General features: G+C 62.4%; 19 protein-coding genes. 6 read left to right on the forward strand and 13 right to left on the reverse strand.

The window, feature by feature from the left end; genetic code table 11:
- Positions 1 to 56: 56 nt before the first annotated feature.
- A complete protein-coding gene (locus tag C8K61_RS14115; RefSeq protein WP_146174287.1) occupies positions 57 to 611 on the forward strand; it encodes a hypothetical protein in 555 nt (184 codons plus the stop codon).
- Positions 612 to 625: 14 nt separating this feature from the next.
- On the opposite strand, the gene C8K61_RS26745 is transcribed toward C8K61_RS14115, so the two are convergent.
- Positions 626 to 919, reverse strand: a complete 294-nt coding sequence (locus C8K61_RS26745) for an antitoxin Xre/MbcA/ParS toxin-binding domain-containing protein (protein ID WP_158272508.1) — start codon at positions 917 to 919, stop codon at positions 626 to 628.
- A gap of 405 nt (positions 920 to 1324) precedes the next feature.
- Here C8K61_RS26745 and C8K61_RS14125 point away from each other — a divergent pair, with 405 nt between their 5' ends.
- Positions 1325 to 1828, forward strand: a complete 504-nt coding sequence (locus tag C8K61_RS14125) for a hypothetical protein (RefSeq protein ID WP_108096888.1) — start codon at positions 1325 to 1327, stop codon at positions 1826 to 1828.
- 17 nt (positions 1829 to 1845) lie between these two features.
- On the opposite strand, the gene C8K61_RS14130 is transcribed toward C8K61_RS14125, so the two are convergent.
- From C8K61_RS14130 to C8K61_RS14140, 3 genes are read right to left on the reverse strand one after another with little or no spacing between them, the layout of a single operon-like run.
- Positions 1846 to 2172, reverse strand: a complete 327-nt coding sequence (locus tag C8K61_RS14130; protein WP_108096953.1) for a hypothetical protein — start codon at positions 2170 to 2172, stop codon at positions 1846 to 1848.
- 5 nt (positions 2173 to 2177) lie between these two features.
- Positions 2178 to 2714 (reverse strand): hypothetical protein, encoded by a 537-nt coding sequence (locus tag C8K61_RS14135; protein ID WP_146174289.1) that lies wholly within the window; start codon positions 2712 to 2714, stop codon positions 2178 to 2180.
- A complete protein-coding gene (locus C8K61_RS14140) occupies positions 2711 to 3049 on the reverse strand; it encodes a hypothetical protein (RefSeq protein ID WP_108096890.1) in 339 nt (112 codons plus the stop codon). The genes C8K61_RS14135 and C8K61_RS14140 overlap by 4 nt, the downstream gene beginning before the upstream one ends.
- Before the next feature lie 194 nt (positions 3050 to 3243).
- Between C8K61_RS14140 and C8K61_RS14145 the strand changes: the two genes are divergently transcribed.
- Both C8K61_RS14145 and C8K61_RS14150 read left to right on the forward strand, forming a co-directional pair.
- Positions 3244 to 3591: a cupin domain-containing protein gene (locus tag C8K61_RS14145; protein ID WP_108096891.1), complete on the forward strand. Its 348-nt coding sequence runs from the start codon at positions 3244 to 3246 to the stop codon at positions 3589 to 3591.
- Positions 3592 to 3789: 198 nt separating this feature from the next.
- A complete protein-coding gene (locus C8K61_RS14150; protein ID WP_108096892.1) occupies positions 3790 to 4377 on the forward strand; it encodes a hypothetical protein in 588 nt (195 codons plus the stop codon).
- A gap of 63 nt (positions 4378 to 4440) precedes the next feature.
- Here C8K61_RS14150 and C8K61_RS14155 read toward each other — a convergent pair whose 3' ends face one another.
- A complete protein-coding gene (locus C8K61_RS14155; RefSeq protein ID WP_108096893.1) occupies positions 4441 to 5766 on the reverse strand; it encodes an MFS transporter in 1326 nt (441 codons plus the stop codon).
- 274 nt (positions 5767 to 6040) lie between these two features.
- Here C8K61_RS14155 and C8K61_RS14160 point away from each other — a divergent pair, with 274 nt between their 5' ends.
- Together C8K61_RS14160 and C8K61_RS14165 are read left to right on the forward strand one after the other, a co-directional pair.
- Positions 6041 to 7135 carry a sugar diacid recognition domain-containing protein gene (locus tag C8K61_RS14160; protein ID WP_108096894.1) on the forward strand — a complete coding sequence of 365 codons (1095 nt, stop codon included), beginning with the start codon at positions 6041 to 6043 and terminating at the stop codon, positions 7133 to 7135.
- 107 nt (positions 7136 to 7242) lie between these two features.
- Positions 7243 to 8397 (forward strand): glycerate kinase, encoded by a 1155-nt coding sequence (locus tag C8K61_RS14165; RefSeq protein WP_108096895.1) that lies wholly within the window; start codon positions 7243 to 7245, stop codon positions 8395 to 8397.
- Position 8398: 1 nt separating this feature from the next.
- Here C8K61_RS14165 and C8K61_RS14170 read toward each other — a convergent pair whose 3' ends face one another.
- The 8 genes from C8K61_RS14170 to flgG form a co-directional block, all read right to left on the reverse strand.
- Positions 8399 to 8725 carry a tryptophan synthase subunit beta gene (locus tag C8K61_RS14170; RefSeq protein WP_108096954.1) on the reverse strand — a complete coding sequence of 109 codons (327 nt, stop codon included), beginning with the start codon at positions 8723 to 8725 and terminating at the stop codon, positions 8399 to 8401.
- 288 nt (positions 8726 to 9013) lie between these two features.
- The gene (locus tag C8K61_RS14175) at positions 9014 to 10054 is read right to left on the reverse strand and encodes a hypothetical protein (protein WP_108096896.1); all 1041 of its coding nucleotides are present in this window, start codon (positions 10052 to 10054) and stop codon (positions 9014 to 9016) included.
- Between the two features lie 24 nt (positions 10055 to 10078).
- Positions 10079 to 10993, reverse strand: coding sequence for a flagellar hook-associated protein FlgL (gene flgL, locus C8K61_RS14180; RefSeq protein ID WP_108096897.1), 915 nt, complete (start codon positions 10991 to 10993; stop codon positions 10079 to 10081).
- A gap of 39 nt (positions 10994 to 11032) precedes the next feature.
- Positions 11033 to 12397, reverse strand: a complete 1365-nt coding sequence (flgK, locus tag C8K61_RS14185) for a flagellar hook-associated protein FlgK (RefSeq protein ID WP_108096898.1) — start codon at positions 12395 to 12397, stop codon at positions 11033 to 11035.
- Between the two features lie 39 nt (positions 12398 to 12436).
- Positions 12437 to 13552, reverse strand: a complete 1116-nt coding sequence (locus C8K61_RS14190) for a transglycosylase SLT domain-containing protein (RefSeq protein WP_108096899.1) — start codon at positions 13550 to 13552, stop codon at positions 12437 to 12439.
- Positions 13553 to 13570: 18 nt separating this feature from the next.
- The gene (locus C8K61_RS14195; RefSeq protein WP_108096900.1) at positions 13571 to 14671 is read right to left on the reverse strand and encodes a flagellar basal body P-ring protein FlgI; all 1101 of its coding nucleotides are present in this window, start codon (positions 14669 to 14671) and stop codon (positions 13571 to 13573) included.
- Positions 14672 to 14682: 11 nt separating this feature from the next.
- Complete coding sequence (gene flgH / locus C8K61_RS14200) at positions 14683 to 15345, reverse strand: flagellar basal body L-ring protein FlgH (RefSeq protein ID WP_108096901.1); 663 nt, start codon at positions 15343 to 15345, stop codon at positions 14683 to 14685.
- Positions 15346 to 15350: 5 nt separating this feature from the next.
- Complete coding sequence (gene flgG, locus C8K61_RS14205) at positions 15351 to 16136, reverse strand: flagellar basal-body rod protein FlgG (protein WP_108096902.1); 786 nt, start codon at positions 16134 to 16136, stop codon at positions 15351 to 15353.
- Positions 16137 to 16139: the final 3 nt, after the last annotated feature.

Below are 16139 nucleotides of genomic sequence, written 5' to 3' on the forward strand. Positions count from 1 at the left end.
TGCCGTCTAGAATCGCTCAGGCACACGGATTTCATCTCTTTGCCATGAGGCTTATCGTGGAAAACACCCCTGCTCTGACACCTCTTCTAACTGCCGTCGCAGCAGTCGCTGGCGTCGTGGCAAAGTCTCTTTGGGACCTGTATTGGAAACGATGGGAGACGTTGGCAGACGCCAGCAGGAAAACGCGTTTGGAGTTCCTCGAACGACAACTTTCATCGTTCTACTGGCCTATCTACCTGTATCTGCAAAAGAACAACGTGGTGTGGGACCAACTGGTCAATGGCAAGGCATTTGACGACTCAATTCGCCGCCAAGTGAACAGCCAACTCCACCTCACCTTCTTCAGGCAAAACCACGACACGTTGGTGAAGTTGATCGAGAGCAATATTCACATCGCTCAGCCGGATGCCGAATTTGAATCGATCCTGCTGGAGTTCGTACGCCACGTGACGCTGTATTCAGCATTGAGAGATCTGGGCCACGAAAACATCGACCCCATTGCCTTCAACGTGCCATGGCCAAACAAATTCTTTGCCGCAGTTGAACAGCGCTTGGCGAGCACGCAGAAGGAATATGAAGGCCTGCTCGGTTGGACGTCAGGCAAAAAATAGCCTGGCCTCGGGGGTCAGTAAGGCACTCTCATCAATACCGAACGGATGACCTCGACCCCAGCCACGTCGTCGCGCAATATCGCTGACGGTGCCCTGCCCTCCAGCGCCGGATAGGGCCGGTCAAACCACGCCAGTGCATGCTCGCCCATCTGCCCAAACAGCACGACGGCCAAGTCCTCGTCGCCGAACGTTCGCAGATAAGCCTGTTGATTCGACAGCTGCGCCCAGGCCGGGCGAAAGCTGTGCACATACGCCTGCCAGGCCTCCTCACCCGGGTACTCGGCACGGAGGTTTTTTATAACGTCCATTTCTATCCCCAGGCTTGTCGGTTCAGAGATTCTTGATTGATCGAGTCGCCGTCCACGCCCCTGCATTGACCACAACTCACCGTCATCTACCTGGCTGTTGAAAGTCCCGATAACCCGCTGAAGCTTAATCCACCGTGTGGTCGATATCCCGCGGTGATAAATCACCAACACCTACGGCTATGACCGGTGCAGGGTGGAACGGCTGTGCTAGATTTCTGCCGGGTTGGCCGAATACCGTGCCGTCCACAACCACCAGGGAAAGGTAACCATGACAACAATAAACCGCCTGCATCCTGCCTGTTCTTACTCCCTGCGCACCGCAACGTCTCTGGGCCCAGCCAGACAATCAACAGGGCGCTAACGCTCGCCCGTCTTGCGCTTATTTTTTTGCGATGGAGCAACAACATGCAGCAACTTGCCAAGAAAACATTCGGCTCCAGGGCGCTAGCAGTACTGCTGGTGTCAGGGGGGCTGCTGGGTATTTCCACCGGGGTCATTCTGGGTTTGCAACTGCTCGCCGTCAGCCTATTGATGATTCTTCCCGTCAGCATGCTTTTGGCGGTCAATCTGTGGGCGGTGGTGGCCGGCATCGCGCTCTGGCGCGGCACAGCGCGGGGCTGGAAGTGGGGCAGCATCTGCTACGCCATGCAGATTCCGATACTCGCCATTCATGGCGCCAGCTATGAGTTTTTCACCGGCCTGGCCTTGAAGCTGATGGGCGGTGAGGTGGATAAACACCTGTCGCTGCAGTTCGGCGCCACGTTCGATTTCTTCTCCGATATCACCTCGACCAGCCTCTTCTACGGCATCAACCTGCTGGCGGTAATGGCGCTGATCTATCTACGCCGCAGCCGACCTGATCGCGTGCCTGAGGCCGAGACTGAAGCTCAGCCCGAAGCGAGTGTCTAGCCACCTTGTTGGTGAGTTCAAAGCGCCCGCAGCTTGCGCTCCAGCTCTTCACGCTCCCAGCGACTGAGCAATTGAATGGGGTCGGTGCCATACCGGCCCCAGCTGTCGACACTGCCACTGCGCCCGTCAGGAGCCAGGCATTCCGAGCAGTAGCCCAATTCGCCTACCTCGAAAAACACGCTGAGCTGCCAGCCGTCGACCCGGACGGGCAGACTGCCGCAGTAGCTGGCGCTCCAGCGCTGCGCCCCGGCGGCGGCCATTTCCCGCTCGCCCAGGGCGATGTCTTTGAGCAGTTGGTAGACCTCGCGAGCGCTGAGGGAGGCGGCCGGATTTTCGTCAGTCATGGGCATTAAAAACCTGGGGAGTCCGTGGTCGGCTGACGCTCGTACAGCGGCAACCCTTCGATCAGAAGTTCATCCTCGGTACTGGCGAAGGGGGTGGCCAACCATTCCCATACCGACATGCGCAGCTTCACCGGGATGTTGTGCAGGTACGCTTGGCGGCGCTCGCCCTGTTGAATTTCGTAGGTAAAGCGGTAGTCCTTTTCAACCGAAACCGGCAGCAACCCGAGAAACACAACGGCGCCCAGAAACGGCATGCCACAGAGTTTTTCGCCATACATTCCGGTGAGTTTCAGCTTCTTGTTGGTCGTCGCATCAGTAGAAATCACATAGATCCCCGACTGCTGCAAAACCGAAAACTGCTCGGCCTGCTCAGGGTTCAGCACATACACGGTGTCTTTCACCGCGCTGTGGTCAACCGGCGCTTCAGGCTCGATCAAATACTGGTTGGAGGTGCAGGCGCAGGTCATGGCGACCGCCAGCGTCAACGCGATAAAACGTCCCTTCATGGCTGCAAACGTCCCGTTCCGGCTCAGGTCTTTCAAAAATACATTCTCTTCAACTGCACGGGCGCCAGCGGCCGCAGTTGTTGCTTGCGCCGCACGCTTATCCGCTCCAGCTCTTCGGGGTGCACATCGGGCGGCAGGTAGGTGGCGCCGTACTCAAAATTGCCTTCGCAGGTTTGCACCAGCCAGGCAGTGCCTCGAACCCCGTTGGTGCCGTTGGAAAGCAGATAAGGATCCAGGTGGGTGACACACCCGTCTTTGAAATCCTTGCGGATCAGGCGCTCCCATTCCTGGGTAACTTCATCCGCCACAGCCCATTGGCAAGCCAGCAGCAGACTCAAGGTAAAGGTGGTTTTTTCAAGCAGAGATGGCATGGCGGCAGATCCTTTGCGCGCGGTGTGGGTGGAGCAGGCCTTCCATTTACCATTTATTGCCGGCGTGAGAAAGCGCTTTGCCGAGGCGCAGCCGCCATAGCGCAGATAGACACCTGCATGTCTTCCCCAGACAACTGCCGCTCTGCCCCGCGCTCTATGGTGGTGGCCCATTCCCCCGCCAACTGGAGCTGCCCATGGCCAGCCAACCGATCACCGTTCTGCGCGATACCCAACCGATGCCCGTGGTCGACGCCTGCAAGTGGGAGCGCATTGGCGGTGACCCGCACACCGTCAACCTGAACGCCTACACCTCGGAAGACGGCAGCAAGATCATGGGCACCTGGATCTGCACCCCGGGCAAATGGCGGGTGGAATACGTGAAGTGGGAGTACTGCCACTTCCAGGAAGGCTACTGCGTCATTACCCCGGACGGCATGGAACCGATTCACCTGCGTGCTGGCGATATCTTTGTGGTGGAGCCTGGGATGAAAGGCACATGGGAAGTGGTGGAGACGGTGCGTAAGTATTTTGTTTTTGCTTGAGGCTTAGGGCGCCACCCGCCCCTGCCCCTTTGCACTCAAAGCCCCGTCAGCTGCGGGGCTTTTTGTTTTCTTAGGTGCGAGGACCTCGCCCGGTAGCGATGTTGTGCATTAAAAACACTGGAAACCACCGCGACTGGCAGGCAAGGTGTCGCCGGTTTATTGGTATGGACGGCCTGCGGCACATCTCAAGGAGTGACTATGGAAAACCTCTACAAAACCCCGGAAGCAACACTGACGGAGCAACCGGTCAGCGAACACGGCGCGTCGTTTTTCGTGACCTCGATTGCCAAGCTGTGCGTGTTGTATCTCTTCACCATGGGGGCGTACGTGCTGTATTGGGCGTACCGCCACTGGGACAGCCAGCGCGCAGAAATCAACAAGCCGATCTGGCCCGTAGCGCGCTCGATTCTGCTGGTGTTTTACACCCATAGCCTGTGTGCGCTGATCTCCAGACGATTGGAAGCGCAGCAGCAACCGGCCTGGCAGTACGGCGGTGCAGCGAACTGGTTTGTGTTGCTCAGCGCCATCAGCCTGGCGGTGTTTGTCTTCACCAATAGCGACAGCTCGTTGCTGCTGACCCTGGCCCTGCCACTTTTCTTGCTTCTAGCCAGCTTGCCGCCAATGGTGGCGATTCAGCGCCAGGCCAACCTGGCCAGCCTGGACCCACAAGGCAAAAGCAACAGTAGCTATTCCGGGGCCAATATTGGCTGGATATTGGTGGGCGTTCTGTTCTGGGCGCTGACGGCCCTGGGCGCGGTAGTCATCGGACTGGGGCTGGATAAGTAGCCAGGCGCCCACTCGCCGACCACAGCGGGTAACCCATCCCGGTTACCCGCTCATTCGCAGCCGTTACGCCGCCGCCGCAGCCCCCGCTTTCACCGGCCGGCTAACCCGCAACGCCACCAGGCTACCAACCACGGTCAGCGCCGCCAGGCTGTACAGCGCCATGTCGGTGGAGCCGGTCTGGTCTTTGATCCAGCCGACGATATAGGGGCTGAGAAAGCCCGCCATCTGCCCGATCGAGTTGATCAAGGCCAGCGCCGCCACCGCCACACTGGCGCTGAGGAAGGCGGTTGGCAGTGGCCAGAACATCGGCAGGCCGGTGAGCGCGCCCATGGTGGCGATGGTCAGGCCAAGGATGGCGATCACCGGCACGGTGGCGAAGTTGGCAGCGATCACCAGGCCGATGGCGCCCATCAGCATCGGCACCACCAAGTGCCAGCGGCGCTCGTTGCGCAGGTCGGCCGAGCGGCCCACCAGCAGCATGAACACGCCCGCCATCAGGTACGGCACCGCGCTGATCCAGCCGATCACCAGGGCATCGCTGAAGCCCAGGTTCTTGATGATTGAGGGCAGCCAGAAGTTGATCGCGTATACGCCGCTCTGGATGCAGAAGTAGATAAAACCCAGCACCCAGACAAAGGGCATGGTCAGCACGGCCAGTACCGAGGTGTCGGCTTGCACGGGACGGTTGCGGTCGTCGAAGGCGATGTCGGCGGCCACTCGGGCGCGTTGTTCCGGGCTGAGCCAGCGCGCGCTTTCGGCGTTGTCGCAGAGCAGCACAAAGGCCAGCACGCCAAGCAGCACGGTGGGCAAGCCCTGGATCAGGAACATCCACTGCCAGCCTGCAAGGCCGGCGTGGCCGGCGGCGAAGTGGTTGAGAATCCAGCCGGAGAACGGCCCGCCGAGCAGCCCCGACACCGGAATCGCCGACATGAACAGCGCCATGATTCGCCCGCGGCGCTGGTTCGGGTACCAGCGCGAGAGGTACAGGACGATGCCGGGGAAGAAGCCCGCTTCGGCCATACCGGTCAGAAAGCGCAGCACGTAGAACTCCATCGGTGTGGTGACGAACAGCAGGCAGGTGGAGAACACGCCCCAGGTGATCATCATCAAGCCGATCCAGCGGCGCGGGCCGAAGCGCGATAGCGCCAGGTTGCTGGGCAGGCCGCAGAGCACGTAACCGATGAAGAAAATGCCCGCGCCAAAACCGTAAATGGTTTCGCTGAAGTTCAGGGCATCGAGCATCTGCAGCTTGGCGAAGCCAACGTTGACCCGGTCCAGGTAGTTGAACAGGTAGCAGATGAACAGAAAGGGAATCAGGTGCAGGGTGACGCGACGGTAGACGTGATCGCCTTCAACGTCGCCCACGTCCTTGATCGAGGGGTTGGGCATGGGGTCAATCCTCTGTGTTTTGTTGTTGTAGGCCGAGGCGGCTTTGTATCGGGTGCTGCCGGCGATTCGAGCTTAGTGACTTGGCCGCCCCTGCGCTTTGGGGCTTTGCACCCATTTACCGACGATTTTCTGTGTGCACGCACAAAAACTGGCGCGACACATGGGTTTAGCATGGTGCCCTGCCCCTCCCGCGCGACGGCGTTTGGGCGCGCTGACAATCCCACGGGGCAGTTGTTGTATGGTTGCCCAACTGTTTTTCTGCCAGGACCCGCCCATGTTCGAACTCACTCACCAACTGGCGCAGAACATCGTCGACCGGGCGATGGCTATTCTTCCCTACAACGTCAACGTAATGGACAGCCAGGGGCTGATCCTCGCCAGCGGCGAGCCCAACCGCATCAATACCCGCCACGAGGGCGCGCAGTTGGTGCTGGCCAACCACCGCATCGTCGAGCTGGATGAACAGGCCGCGCGCACCCTCAAGGGCGTGCAGCCGGGCATCAACCTGCCGCTGATGCACGACGAGCAACTGATCGGCGTGCTGGGCATTTCCGGTGACCCGCAGGCCCTGCGCACCTACGCCGAACTGGTGCGCATGACCGCCGAAATGCTGGTCGACCAGAGCCGTATCCAGGCCGAGCAGCAATGGCGCAAGACCCGCTGCGACGATCTGCTGGCGGTGATGCTGGGGGAAACCGGCGGCTCCCAACGACTGATCGATGAAGCCCACCAGTTGGGCCTGAAACCGCACCTCAGCCGCACCCCGCACCTGATCGAGGTCGCCGACGGGCAAAGTTCCGCCGAACTGGCCGACTGGCTGCGCAGCCATTACACCGACAGTTGGTGCAGCACGCCGGCGCCGCACACGGTGCTCTGGTGCTGCCCCATCAGCATCGACCCGCAACGTTTCAGCGAACGCCTGAAAACCCAGGGCTGGAGTCTGCAGCGCATGGCCTCGGGCATGCCCTGCAGCGACGTGCATGCGCTGCGCCGCTGCTGCCACCGGATCGCCGAGCTGCTGGCCTATGGGCAGGCGGTGAAACCCTATCGGTTGTTTCTGTCACTGACCCGCTGTCGCCTGCCCACCCTGCTATGGACCCACCGCGCCGAAGACACCCTGGGGGAATTGTTGGTGCCGCTGCACCACATCGTCGCCCGCGATGGCAATGGCCAGTTGCTGCGTACCCTGCGCAGCTGGTGCGAACACAACGGCCAGCCGCAGGCCTGCGCCGATGCCCTGGGCATTCACCGCAACAGCTTGCGCTACCGTATGGACCGGATTGCCGAGCTGACCGGCAAAGACCTCACCCGCCTGGACGACCTGGTGGAGCTGTACCTGGCCGTGCAATTGATGCCCAGCAGCGGCTGAGCTTTGTCTGTGCGCACAAAACGCCGCGTGCGGTCTTGTAAGCCTGACCAAAGCGCCGCAGCGCCCAGGCATGCCAGCATGCGTGTTCCTATCCGCCGGAGCCCCCTATGAAAATCGTCATCGCCCCCGACTCCTTCAAAGACAGCCTGGCTGCTGCCGAAGCCGCGGCAGCCCTGGCGCTGGGGTTCCAGGACGTGTGGCCGGATGCTGAGTTAGTGCAGTGCCCGATGGCCGACGGTGGCGAAGGCACGGTGGATGCGATTCTCGCCGCCCTCAACGGTGAAGCCCGCAGCAGCCTGGTCAGCGGCCCGCTGGGGCAGCAGGTGAAAGCCCGCTGGGGCTGGCTGCCGGACTCACGCACGGCAATCATCGAAATGGCCGAAGCCAGCGGCCTGCAACTGGTGCCGGTGGAACTGCGCGATGCGCGCTTCAGCTCCACCCGTGGCACCGGCGAGTTGGTCCTGGCCGCGCTGGATGCCGGCGCGCAGAAAATCATTCTGACCATTGGCGGCAGCGCCACCAACGACGGCGGCGCCGGCATGTTGCAGGCCCTGGGGGTGAAGTTGCTGGACGCCGGTGGCCATCCCATCGGCCCAGGCGGCCTGCCGCTGTCGGTGTTGACCATCCTCGACACCAAGGGCCTCGACCCGCGCCTGGCAAACGTTCAGGTGGAAGTCGCAGCTGACGTCGACAACCCACTGTGCGGCCCGCACGGTGCATCGTTCACGTTCGGCAAACAGAAAGGCGCCAGCCCGGAACAGATTCAGCAACTGGACGCCGCCCTCGGCCACTTCGCCGATGTCGCCGCTGTGGTGCTGGGCACTGATCGCCGTGACGAGCCCGGCGCCGGTGCTGCCGGTGGCATCGGGTTCGCCGCCAAGGCCTTCCTCAATGCCACCTTCCGCCCCGGCGTCGAGGTAGTGGCGGAACTGACCGGCCTGGCCGACAAGGTCAAGGGCGCCGACCTGGTGGTCACCGGCGAAGGCCGCTTCGACGCCCAGACCCTGCGCGGCAAAACACCCTTGGGCGTCGCTCGGGTGGCCAAGCAAGCCGGGGTTCCGGTGGTGGTGGTGGCGGGCACCTTGGGTGAGGGTTATGCCCAGCTGTATGCGGCCGGCATCGATGCCGCGTTCTCGCTGGCCGCTGGGCCGATGACCTTGGAAGAAGCGTGTCGGCAGGCCCCGGCGCTACTACGCGAACGGGCCGGCGACATTGCCCGGACCTTGCAGGTGGGCATGGCGCTCAGGGTCGTTGATCTCTGAGTTATTCCAACTCAGGGTGATCGGAAATGCCTTCCAGATCGGCGCGGGCAATGGCGCGCTGATCGAGTTTCTGCCGCGCCGGCAGGGGCAGGTCGGTATAGCTGATCAGGCCTTTTTCCACCAGCACGCTGACCACGTCTTCCAGCACGCGCACCAGGCTCCAGTCCGATTCCTTGAGGATTTCCAGCTTGGCCTGCACTTCCAGCTTGGTGTTCAGCCAGTTGCGCAGCTCTTCGCTTTCCACCGCCATGCTGGCGCTCATTTCAGGAAACGGCTCTTGCTCAACCCGCAGCAGCTTGCCGTGTTCGTCGCGCTGGATGTAAACCATGTAGGCCTCTCTGTGAAAAACCGTGCGCGGCGCCAGGCACATTTGGTACGCACGACCCGCAATGGCGGTGAGCATAATCCGAGACAGCGCCAGAAGAAAACCCAGGTTTCCCGGTATCTGCACATTGCGCCGCTGAATGTCCCAGGGATGTAAAACCTTGCGCGAAGTTGACCGTTCAGTCCGGCGTTTTGCCCCCAGCCCATACCAGGCGGCGAGGCGGCGCAGCCGTGCGCACAATCGGTGGTACATACCTCCCCCCAAGGCGAGAAAAAACGGCAAGGTTGCCGTTCAGGACAACAGGCTGACGACCGCAAAGCGGCTGATATTGGCTTGCGCCACCACCGTCTGGGTCACCGCCGCGTAGCTGGCCGGCGAGCGATTGACCAGGTTGAACGCGGAGCTGGCGTAGTCGGCGGCCCACTGTTTTTCATCGTTATCAGCCTGGCGGGCGAGAAAGTCGCGAATTTCCTGCTGCCGGTGGCTGAGCTGGTCGCGGATCGCACCGACCTTGTCCAACGCCGCCACCACCGAGTCCAGCACCCGGCGCAGGTCGCGCTGGCTGTCGGCGCTGATCTCGGCTGGGAAGTTGAACAACTGCTCGTCCTGGCTCTGCACCGGCTTGTAGCTGCCCTTGTCGAACAGCTTGCCTTCACCCTGCACCGCCAGTTGCGGCTTGAGCGTCTGCCAATCACTTTCGCGCACCGAGAACTTGAGCTCACCGCCCTGCCCCAGCTCGGCTCGCACGCCGATCTGGCCGAGGCTGACATTGAAGCGGCGCAGCACCTGCTCGCCGCTCATGTCGTCATCCAGCACCACGGCAATAGGCTCGGACGACTGCCGGCCGGCACTGAACAGCAAGGTTTCCTTGCCGGAGGCTTGCACCGCCGCCAATGAATCCAGGCCGCTCAAACTGAAGCGACTGCGCAGCGGCTCGTTGAGGCGCAGTTTGAGGCTGCTGTCCAAGGTGCCGCCGGAGCGCTCGGCACGTTCGGCGAGCAGTTGGTTGACCTGCTGCATGGCCTGCTGCAGGCCTTCCTTGTCGGCGCCCTGGGCCGCGCTGATTTCACGGCTGAGGTTGATCTTCAGCTGGCGCAGACGGCTGCTGAGTTCGTCTAGGTAGCTTTCCGCCGACTGCATCGAGGACAGCTGCTGGTTCAGTTGCAGGTTGAAACTCGCGCCTTTGCTGCGCGGGCGCTCGCTGGCGCTGGCCTGGCTGGCCGCCGGTTCCGCCTTGCTCGCGGTCGGCACGGGCGTATCGCGCAGCACCGCCTGGCGGCGTTCCTGGGGGTCGAGGGCGGCAATGGCCGTCAGCGGCTTTTCAACCTTCATGGCGAGTCTCGTTCAGGCAGCGAATTACAGGAGGTCGAACAGCGACAGGTCGTTGACCGTCAGGTAGGTCTTCTGCGTCGCCTGCAAGGCCAGTTTGTAGTTCTGCAGATCGATGCTCGCACCGGCGTAGTCCAGGCCCGCCAGTTCGCCATCGATCTGGTTGTTCACCAGCGACACATCCTGGTTGCTGTTATCCAGCAGGGTCAGGGTGTTCTGCCGCCCACCCAGTTCGGTGATGCTGCTCAACACCCCGCCATGGCTGGCATCGAGCTGGGTAATGGCATCGCGAATCTGCTGCACGGTGGCCGGATCCGTGCTGTCCAGCGCCGGGTCCTTGAGCAGGTTGACCACGCTGTGCAGGGTGTTGAGAAAGTCCATGCCGGTACCGAATACGCCGGCAATCGCCACGTTTTCCTGCACCAGCACGCCATTGGCTACGGCGGCCTGACGGGTCTTGTCGTTGCCGTTGGCGCTATAGGTCTCGGTGGCGCTGTCGTAGGCCACGGCCGGGCGATCGGTAAGGGTGCCGGAGAACAGGTAGCGGCCTTCTTCGTCGCGCACATTGAGGTAGCTGAGCACCGTGCTTTCCAGGCTCGACAGTTCGCTGGCCATGGCATTCAGGTCGGCCGAGGTGTTCGAACCGTTGGCCGCCCACAGCAGCAGGTCACGGACTTCGAGCATCGTGTCGGAGGTCGACTGCAGGTTGGTTTCCTGAATCGACAGGTTGCTCGAGACGTTGGTGATGTTCTTGCCGTACTGGGTCAGGCTCGCTTCGGCGCGCTGGATACGCAGCAAGCGCACGCTGGCGACGGGGTCGTCCGAGGGCTTGAGAATGCGCGTGCCGTCGGACATTTTCTGCATCAGCTCGGCCATCTCCGATGAGTTGCGATTCATCGAGTTGAGCATGGTGGCAGCGGTCTGCGAGTTGGTAATGCGCATGGCGTTTCTCATCGTCGTTGATCAGGGCACGGCTGGCAGTCAGAACGCCGCCAGCATGGTGTCGAACAAATCCTTGGCGGTGCTGATGACCTTCATGTTGGCCTGGTAGGCCTGCTGGTAACTCATCAGGTTCACCGCCTCTTCATCCAGGTTCACCGCGCTGACACTGTCGCGCTGGGTCTGCGCCTGGCTGGTAACGGTTTTCGCCGTGGTCAGATCGGCCTCGTTCTGCCGACTGACGCTGGCGATGTCGCCTATCAGGCCGGCGTAGGCATCGTTGACGCTGACCTGGTTGCCGTTGACGGTGATGGTCTGGTTACGCAGCTCAAGCAGCTCCAGCAGCGCGCCGTTGTTACCGGTTTCGCCGGTGCTGTCGGACAGCGCCAGGTCGGCCGCCTTGATGCCACTCAGGCTGAGCATGTTCGAGCTGCTGCCGGGGGTGAACACCAGCAGCGCCTGGCCGGCATTGCCGTTGAGGTCGAAGCCGCCCGCGAGGGTGTCGTTGACCATCCGCGCAAACTGCTCGGCCATGTCGCTCAAGGCATCCTGGTTCGGGCGCAGCACCTGGTACTCGGTGTCGTACAGGGCGCCGAGGGAACCGCCGAGGTTGTTCTGGCTAAGGGAAAAGGTGGTACCGGCAAAGGCCAGGCCGATCTCCTGTTCGCCAGTGGGCGTCAGGCTGACGCTCAGTTGCGCTGCCGAAGTGCTGGCCACCAGCGGTTGGCCGTTGGCCAAGGACACCGCCAGCGAGCCATCCGCAGCGGTGTTGGTGCGCACACTGGCGTACTGGCTGAGCTCGCTGACCAGGCTTTCGCGCTGGTCCTTGAGGGTCGCCGAATCGGCGCCACCGGCTTCGGCAGCAATGATTTTTTTGTTCAGCAGGGCAATGTTGTTGGTCAGGCCGTTGATCGCGGTGACCATCGAGCCGCGCTGTTCCTGCAACGACGTCAGCTGGGTGTGAAAGTTGCCGCCCAGGGTATTGAAGCGCTGGGCCAGGTTGCCGGCCTCGGCAATGATCTGCTGGCGTAAGGCAATGGAGTCGGGCGTGGCGCTGGCCTCGCTGACGGCCGCGAAGAAGTTGTCCAGGCCGACGCTGATGCTTGAACCGTCACCCGACATCAGCCCTTCCAGCGAGGTCAGGTACTGCTGCGAGGTGCTGTAGTAATTCTGCGAGGTGGTGGCGCGCCACAGCTGCTGGTTGAGGAAGTCATCGGAAATCCGCCGGATGCTGCTCACCTCTACGCCGCCGCCACTGCGGCTGCCGTGCCCGGACACCGAACTCATCACCGCATTCAGCCGGCTGAAACCAGGGGTGTTGACGTTGGCGGTGTTCTGCCCGGTAACCGACAGGCCGATCTGCGAGGCGCGCACACCGCTGTAGGCGATCTGGGTCAAATTGGTCACGACAGGTTTCCTTCTGGTTCTTTAAACAGGAGCCGCTCGTTAACTACGGGAAGCAGTTCGAATCGACTGGGCGAAGGCCGCAGACAGCGATTGATGCAACGGCCGCTGGCTGGGTAAATCCGCCACTCTCTGATCCAAGGCGACCGCTTCGGCAGCCGGCTTAAATTCATCGGTACGGGAGTTCGGTTTGTCGCGCAGGTCGACCGTGCGGCTGGCCGCCATGCCCAGCAGCTCGCCCACTTGCAGACGCTCATCCAGGCTGGCGCGCACCGGCTGCGGCGCAGGGGCTTCGCCACGCAGGCGTTGCTGTTGCAGGTCCTGCAGAATGCTGCGGGTGTAGTTGCGGGTTTCCTCATAGGGAATGCGCTGCACCCAGGCCTCGGTGCCGATCTGCCCGGTGCGCGGGTCGCCATTTTTTTGCAGCCACTCATCGACCTTACCGGGGCCGGCGTTGTAGGCCGCCACCGCCAGGGCCTGGTGGCCGTCGTAACGCTCGAGCATGTCCTTCAGGTAGGCCACGCCCAGGGTCTTGTTGTACTCGCCGTCGCGGGTCAGGCGCTCTTCGCTGAACTCCAGACCGAGCTTGGCTGCCATGTCACGGGCGGTGCCGGGCATCAGCTGCATCAGGCCACGGGCGCCCTTGGTTGAAACAGCAGCGATATCGCCGGCCGACTCATGGTCGATCAGGCTGTCCACCAGGTTACCCAGCGCCGCCGTGCCGCGCTGCCACACCTGATTCACCGCGGCCACGCCGCGCTCCCAGTTGCTGGCCAGCGGTTGCTGCGGCTGGATATTGCTGCGTGGCAGCTCGGCCGAACGGGCGGCCTGCTGCGCGGCAGTGAGGGTCATGGGCGCGGTGACACTGCCTGCAAGCTGCTTGACCAGCATGTCGCTGATGCCGGTCTGTTTGCTGCTGGCCAGGTGCTCGGCCATGGCTTCGTCGTAGAAGTCGCGCATGGTGTCCAGCTCGCGGCTGCGCATCGGGCTGCCGGCCGACAGCACGTCGCCGGCCTTGCGCATCTGCTTGAGGATCTGCTGCAGAAACAGCGCTTCGAACTGTTCGCTGGCGGCCTGCAATTGCTGGCGCGGGTCGCTGCCGGGGGCGTTCAGCGTGCGCGCGTTATTGATGGCGGTTGGAAGAGAAACAATGCTCATGTCACACGGCGCTCACAGTCAGATCACGATCAGTTCGGCATTCAGCGCGCCGGCCTGTTCCAGGGCTTGCAGGATGCTCATCACGTCGTCCGGGGTCGCGCCCAGGCTGTTGACGGTGTTGATGATGCTTTCCAGGCTGGCGCCTTCGGGCCACTTGAACATGGCGTTTTTATCCTGGGTCACCGACACATCGGACTGGGGCGTCACCGCCGTCTGCCCTTGCGAGAAGGCGTTGGGCTGGCTGACCTGGGGGTTTTCGCTGATGGTCACGGTGAGCGTGCCATGGGCCACCGCCGCCGCTTTCACCCGCACGCCCTGACCGACCACCACTGTGCCGGTGCGACTGTTGAACACCACTTTCGGCCGCTCACGGCCCTCTTCCACTTCCACGGTTTCCAGCAGCGCCATAAAGCTGGTGCGCTGGTTGCCGGCGGCCGGTGCGCGCAGGCTGATCTTGGTGCCATCCAGGGCATTGGCGACGCCCGGGCCGAACACCCGGCCCAGGGCGGTGACGATTTTCGCCGCGGTCTGGAAGCTCGGCGTGCGCAGGTTGAGCATGATGTCCGGGCGGCTGGTGAAGTCGCTGGGAATCATCCGTTCGATGGTCGCGCCATTCGGTACGCGGCCGCCGTTGGCACTGTTGATCGCCACACTGGAACCGCTCTGGCCGGTGGCGTTGAGGCCGCCAACCACCAGGCTGCCCTGGGCCAGGGCATAGGTTTCACCGTCCACCCCGCGCAACGGGGTCATCAGCAACTGGCCACCGCGCAGGCTTTTTGCATCGCCCAGCGAAGCCACGGTGATGTCCACGGTTTGCCCCGGGCTGTAGGACGGCGGCACGCTGGCGGTGACCGTCACGGCGGCGACGTTCTTCAGTTTCGGGTCGACGTTGGCCGGCAGGTTGATGCCGAACTGCTTGATCATGTTGGCCACCGACTGGCTGGTGAACTTCACCTGGTTTTTATCCCCGGTACCGTCCAGGCCCACCACCAGGCCATAACCAATCAACTGGTTGCCGCGAATGCCTTCGACATCCACCAGGTCCAACAACGGCACCGCGCAGGCAACACGGCCGGCGCCCAACAGCGCCAGAGCAAAAAACAGATGCGGCACGCGCATGGCAGGCAGCCTCACAGCGGGAAGATCGGCGAAGTGAAGAAGCGCGTCAGCCAGCCGGCCGAGTTGCTGTCATTGAGCAGGCCACGGCCGGCATAGGAAATATTGGCGTTGGCGATGTTCTGCGACGACACCTGGTTGAAGCGGTTGATGTCATCCACGCGCACCAGGCCGGTGAGGCGAATGAACTCTTCACCCTGGTTCAGGCGCAGGTTTTTCTCGCCCTTGACCAGCAAGGTGCCGTTGGGCAACACGCGGTGCACGGTGACGGCGATGGATCCGCGCAACGAGTTCTGCTGCGAGCTTTTCGCCGAGCCGTCGAAGTCGCGCGAGGCGTCCGCCGAGCTTTCCAGCTTGTCGTAGGTTTTGCCCAGCACCGTGGGAATGCCCACCGCCACGCTGGCTTCCTTGCCAAAGCTGGTGCCGGCGCTTTTGCTCGACTGGGTGACCTCTTCGAGCACCACGGTGAGGATGTCGCCAATGCGCAGCGCCCGTTGATCCTGAGTCAGGGCGCCGCCGTAGCCGGAGCGGAACAGGCCACCACCGGTGGTGGGCGGCAGGCTGTAATCCAGGTCCAGCGGCTGGTAGGCGCTGGAGTCTTCGTCGGGGAGCATTTCCTTGAAGCTGGCGCAGCCGCCAAGCAGCAGGGCCGCAGTTATCAACAGGGCTGTTTTCATGGCGGTCAGACGGTCTGATTAAGGAATTGCTGCATGCCGGACGCGGCGTCCAGCACCTTGGCGTTGGCCTCGTAGGCGCGCTGGATGGCGATCATGTTGACCATCGCCTCCACCACCTGCACGTTGGAGCCTTCCAGCACGCCCTGCTTGAGAGTGCCGAGGCCTTCTTCGCCAGGCACGCCTTCCACCGGCTCGCCACTGGCGACGGTTTCCTTGTACAGGTTGCCACCCAGGGCCTCGAGGCCGGCCGGGTTGGTGAAGTTGACCAGGGTGATCTGGCCCAGCTCACTCGGTGCGGTATCGCCCGGCAGAATGGCGGTGACGATGCCGTCGCTGCCGACAGTGAAACTGCTGCTGCCGGTGGGCACTTCAATCGCCGGCACCAGGGGCAGCCCCTGGGAGTTGACCACCATGCCTTCGGCGTTCAGCTGCAATTGGCCGTTCTCGGTGTAGTAGGTGTCGCCATTGGGCGCTTCCACCTGCAGAAAACCGCGGCCGACAATCGCCAGGTCCATCGGTTGCCCGGTGGTCTGCATGCTGCCCTCGGTGAACACCTTTTGCGTACCGGCCACCCGTACACCGCTACCGAGCTGAATGCCCGAGGGCACGGTGTTGACCTGGTCGGCCTGGGCACCGGGCTGCAGGTCGATGGAATAGAACAGGTCCTCGAACACCACGCGGTCGCTTTTAAAACCAGTGGTGTTCACGTTGGCGAGGTTGTTGGCCACGGCCGACAGGGCGGTGTCCTGGGCGGCCAGACCGGTTTTGCTGACCCACAATGCAGTGCTCATAAC

The organism is Pseudomonas sp. GV071 (assembly GCF_003050835.1).
Classification (GTDB): domain Bacteria; phylum Pseudomonadota; class Gammaproteobacteria; order Pseudomonadales; family Pseudomonadaceae; genus Aquipseudomonas.

Coding starts and splice junctions, on each gene's coding strand:
- C8K61_RS14160 (WP_108096894.1), top strand. CDS start 6,041: ATGTTCGAACTCACTCACCAACTGGCGCAGAACATCGTCGACCGGGCG.
- C8K61_RS14195 (WP_108096900.1), bottom strand. CDS start 14,671: ATGCGCGTGCCGCATCTGTTTTTTGCTCTGGCGCTGTTGGGCGCCGGC.
- C8K61_RS14125 (WP_108096888.1), top strand. CDS start 1,325: ATGCAGCAACTTGCCAAGAAAACATTCGGCTCCAGGGCGCTAGCAGTA.
- C8K61_RS14155 (WP_108096893.1), bottom strand. CDS start 5,766: ATGCCCAACCCCTCGATCAAGGACGTGGGCGACGTTGAAGGCGATCAC.
- flgG (WP_108096902.1), bottom strand. CDS start 16,136: ATGAGCACTGCATTGTGGGTCAGCAAAACCGGTCTGGCCGCCCAGGAC.
- C8K61_RS14130 (WP_108096953.1), bottom strand. CDS start 2,172: ATGACTGACGAAAATCCGGCCGCCTCCCTCAGCGCTCGCGAGGTCTAC.
- C8K61_RS14145 (WP_108096891.1), top strand. CDS start 3,244: ATGGCCAGCCAACCGATCACCGTTCTGCGCGATACCCAACCGATGCCC.
- C8K61_RS14150 (WP_108096892.1), top strand. CDS start 3,790: ATGGAAAACCTCTACAAAACCCCGGAAGCAACACTGACGGAGCAACCG.
- C8K61_RS14190 (WP_108096899.1), bottom strand. CDS start 13,552: ATGAGCATTGTTTCTCTTCCAACCGCCATCAATAACGCGCGCACGCTG.
- C8K61_RS14175 (WP_108096896.1), bottom strand. CDS start 10,054: ATGAAGGTTGAAAAGCCGCTGACGGCCATTGCCGCCCTCGACCCCCAG.
- C8K61_RS14165 (WP_108096895.1), top strand. CDS start 7,243: ATGAAAATCGTCATCGCCCCCGACTCCTTCAAAGACAGCCTGGCTGCT.
- flgL (WP_108096897.1), bottom strand. CDS start 10,993: ATGCGCATTACCAACTCGCAGACCGCTGCCACCATGCTCAACTCGATG.
- flgH (WP_108096901.1), bottom strand. CDS start 15,345: ATGAAAACAGCCCTGTTGATAACTGCGGCCCTGCTGCTTGGCGGCTGC.
- C8K61_RS14140 (WP_108096890.1), bottom strand. CDS start 3,049: ATGCCATCTCTGCTTGAAAAAACCACCTTTACCTTGAGTCTGCTGCTG.
- C8K61_RS14170 (WP_108096954.1), bottom strand. CDS start 8,725: ATGGTTTACATCCAGCGCGACGAACACGGCAAGCTGCTGCGGGTTGAG.
- C8K61_RS26745 (WP_158272508.1), bottom strand. CDS start 919: ATGGACGTTATAAAAAACCTCCGTGCCGAGTACCCGGGTGAGGAGGCC.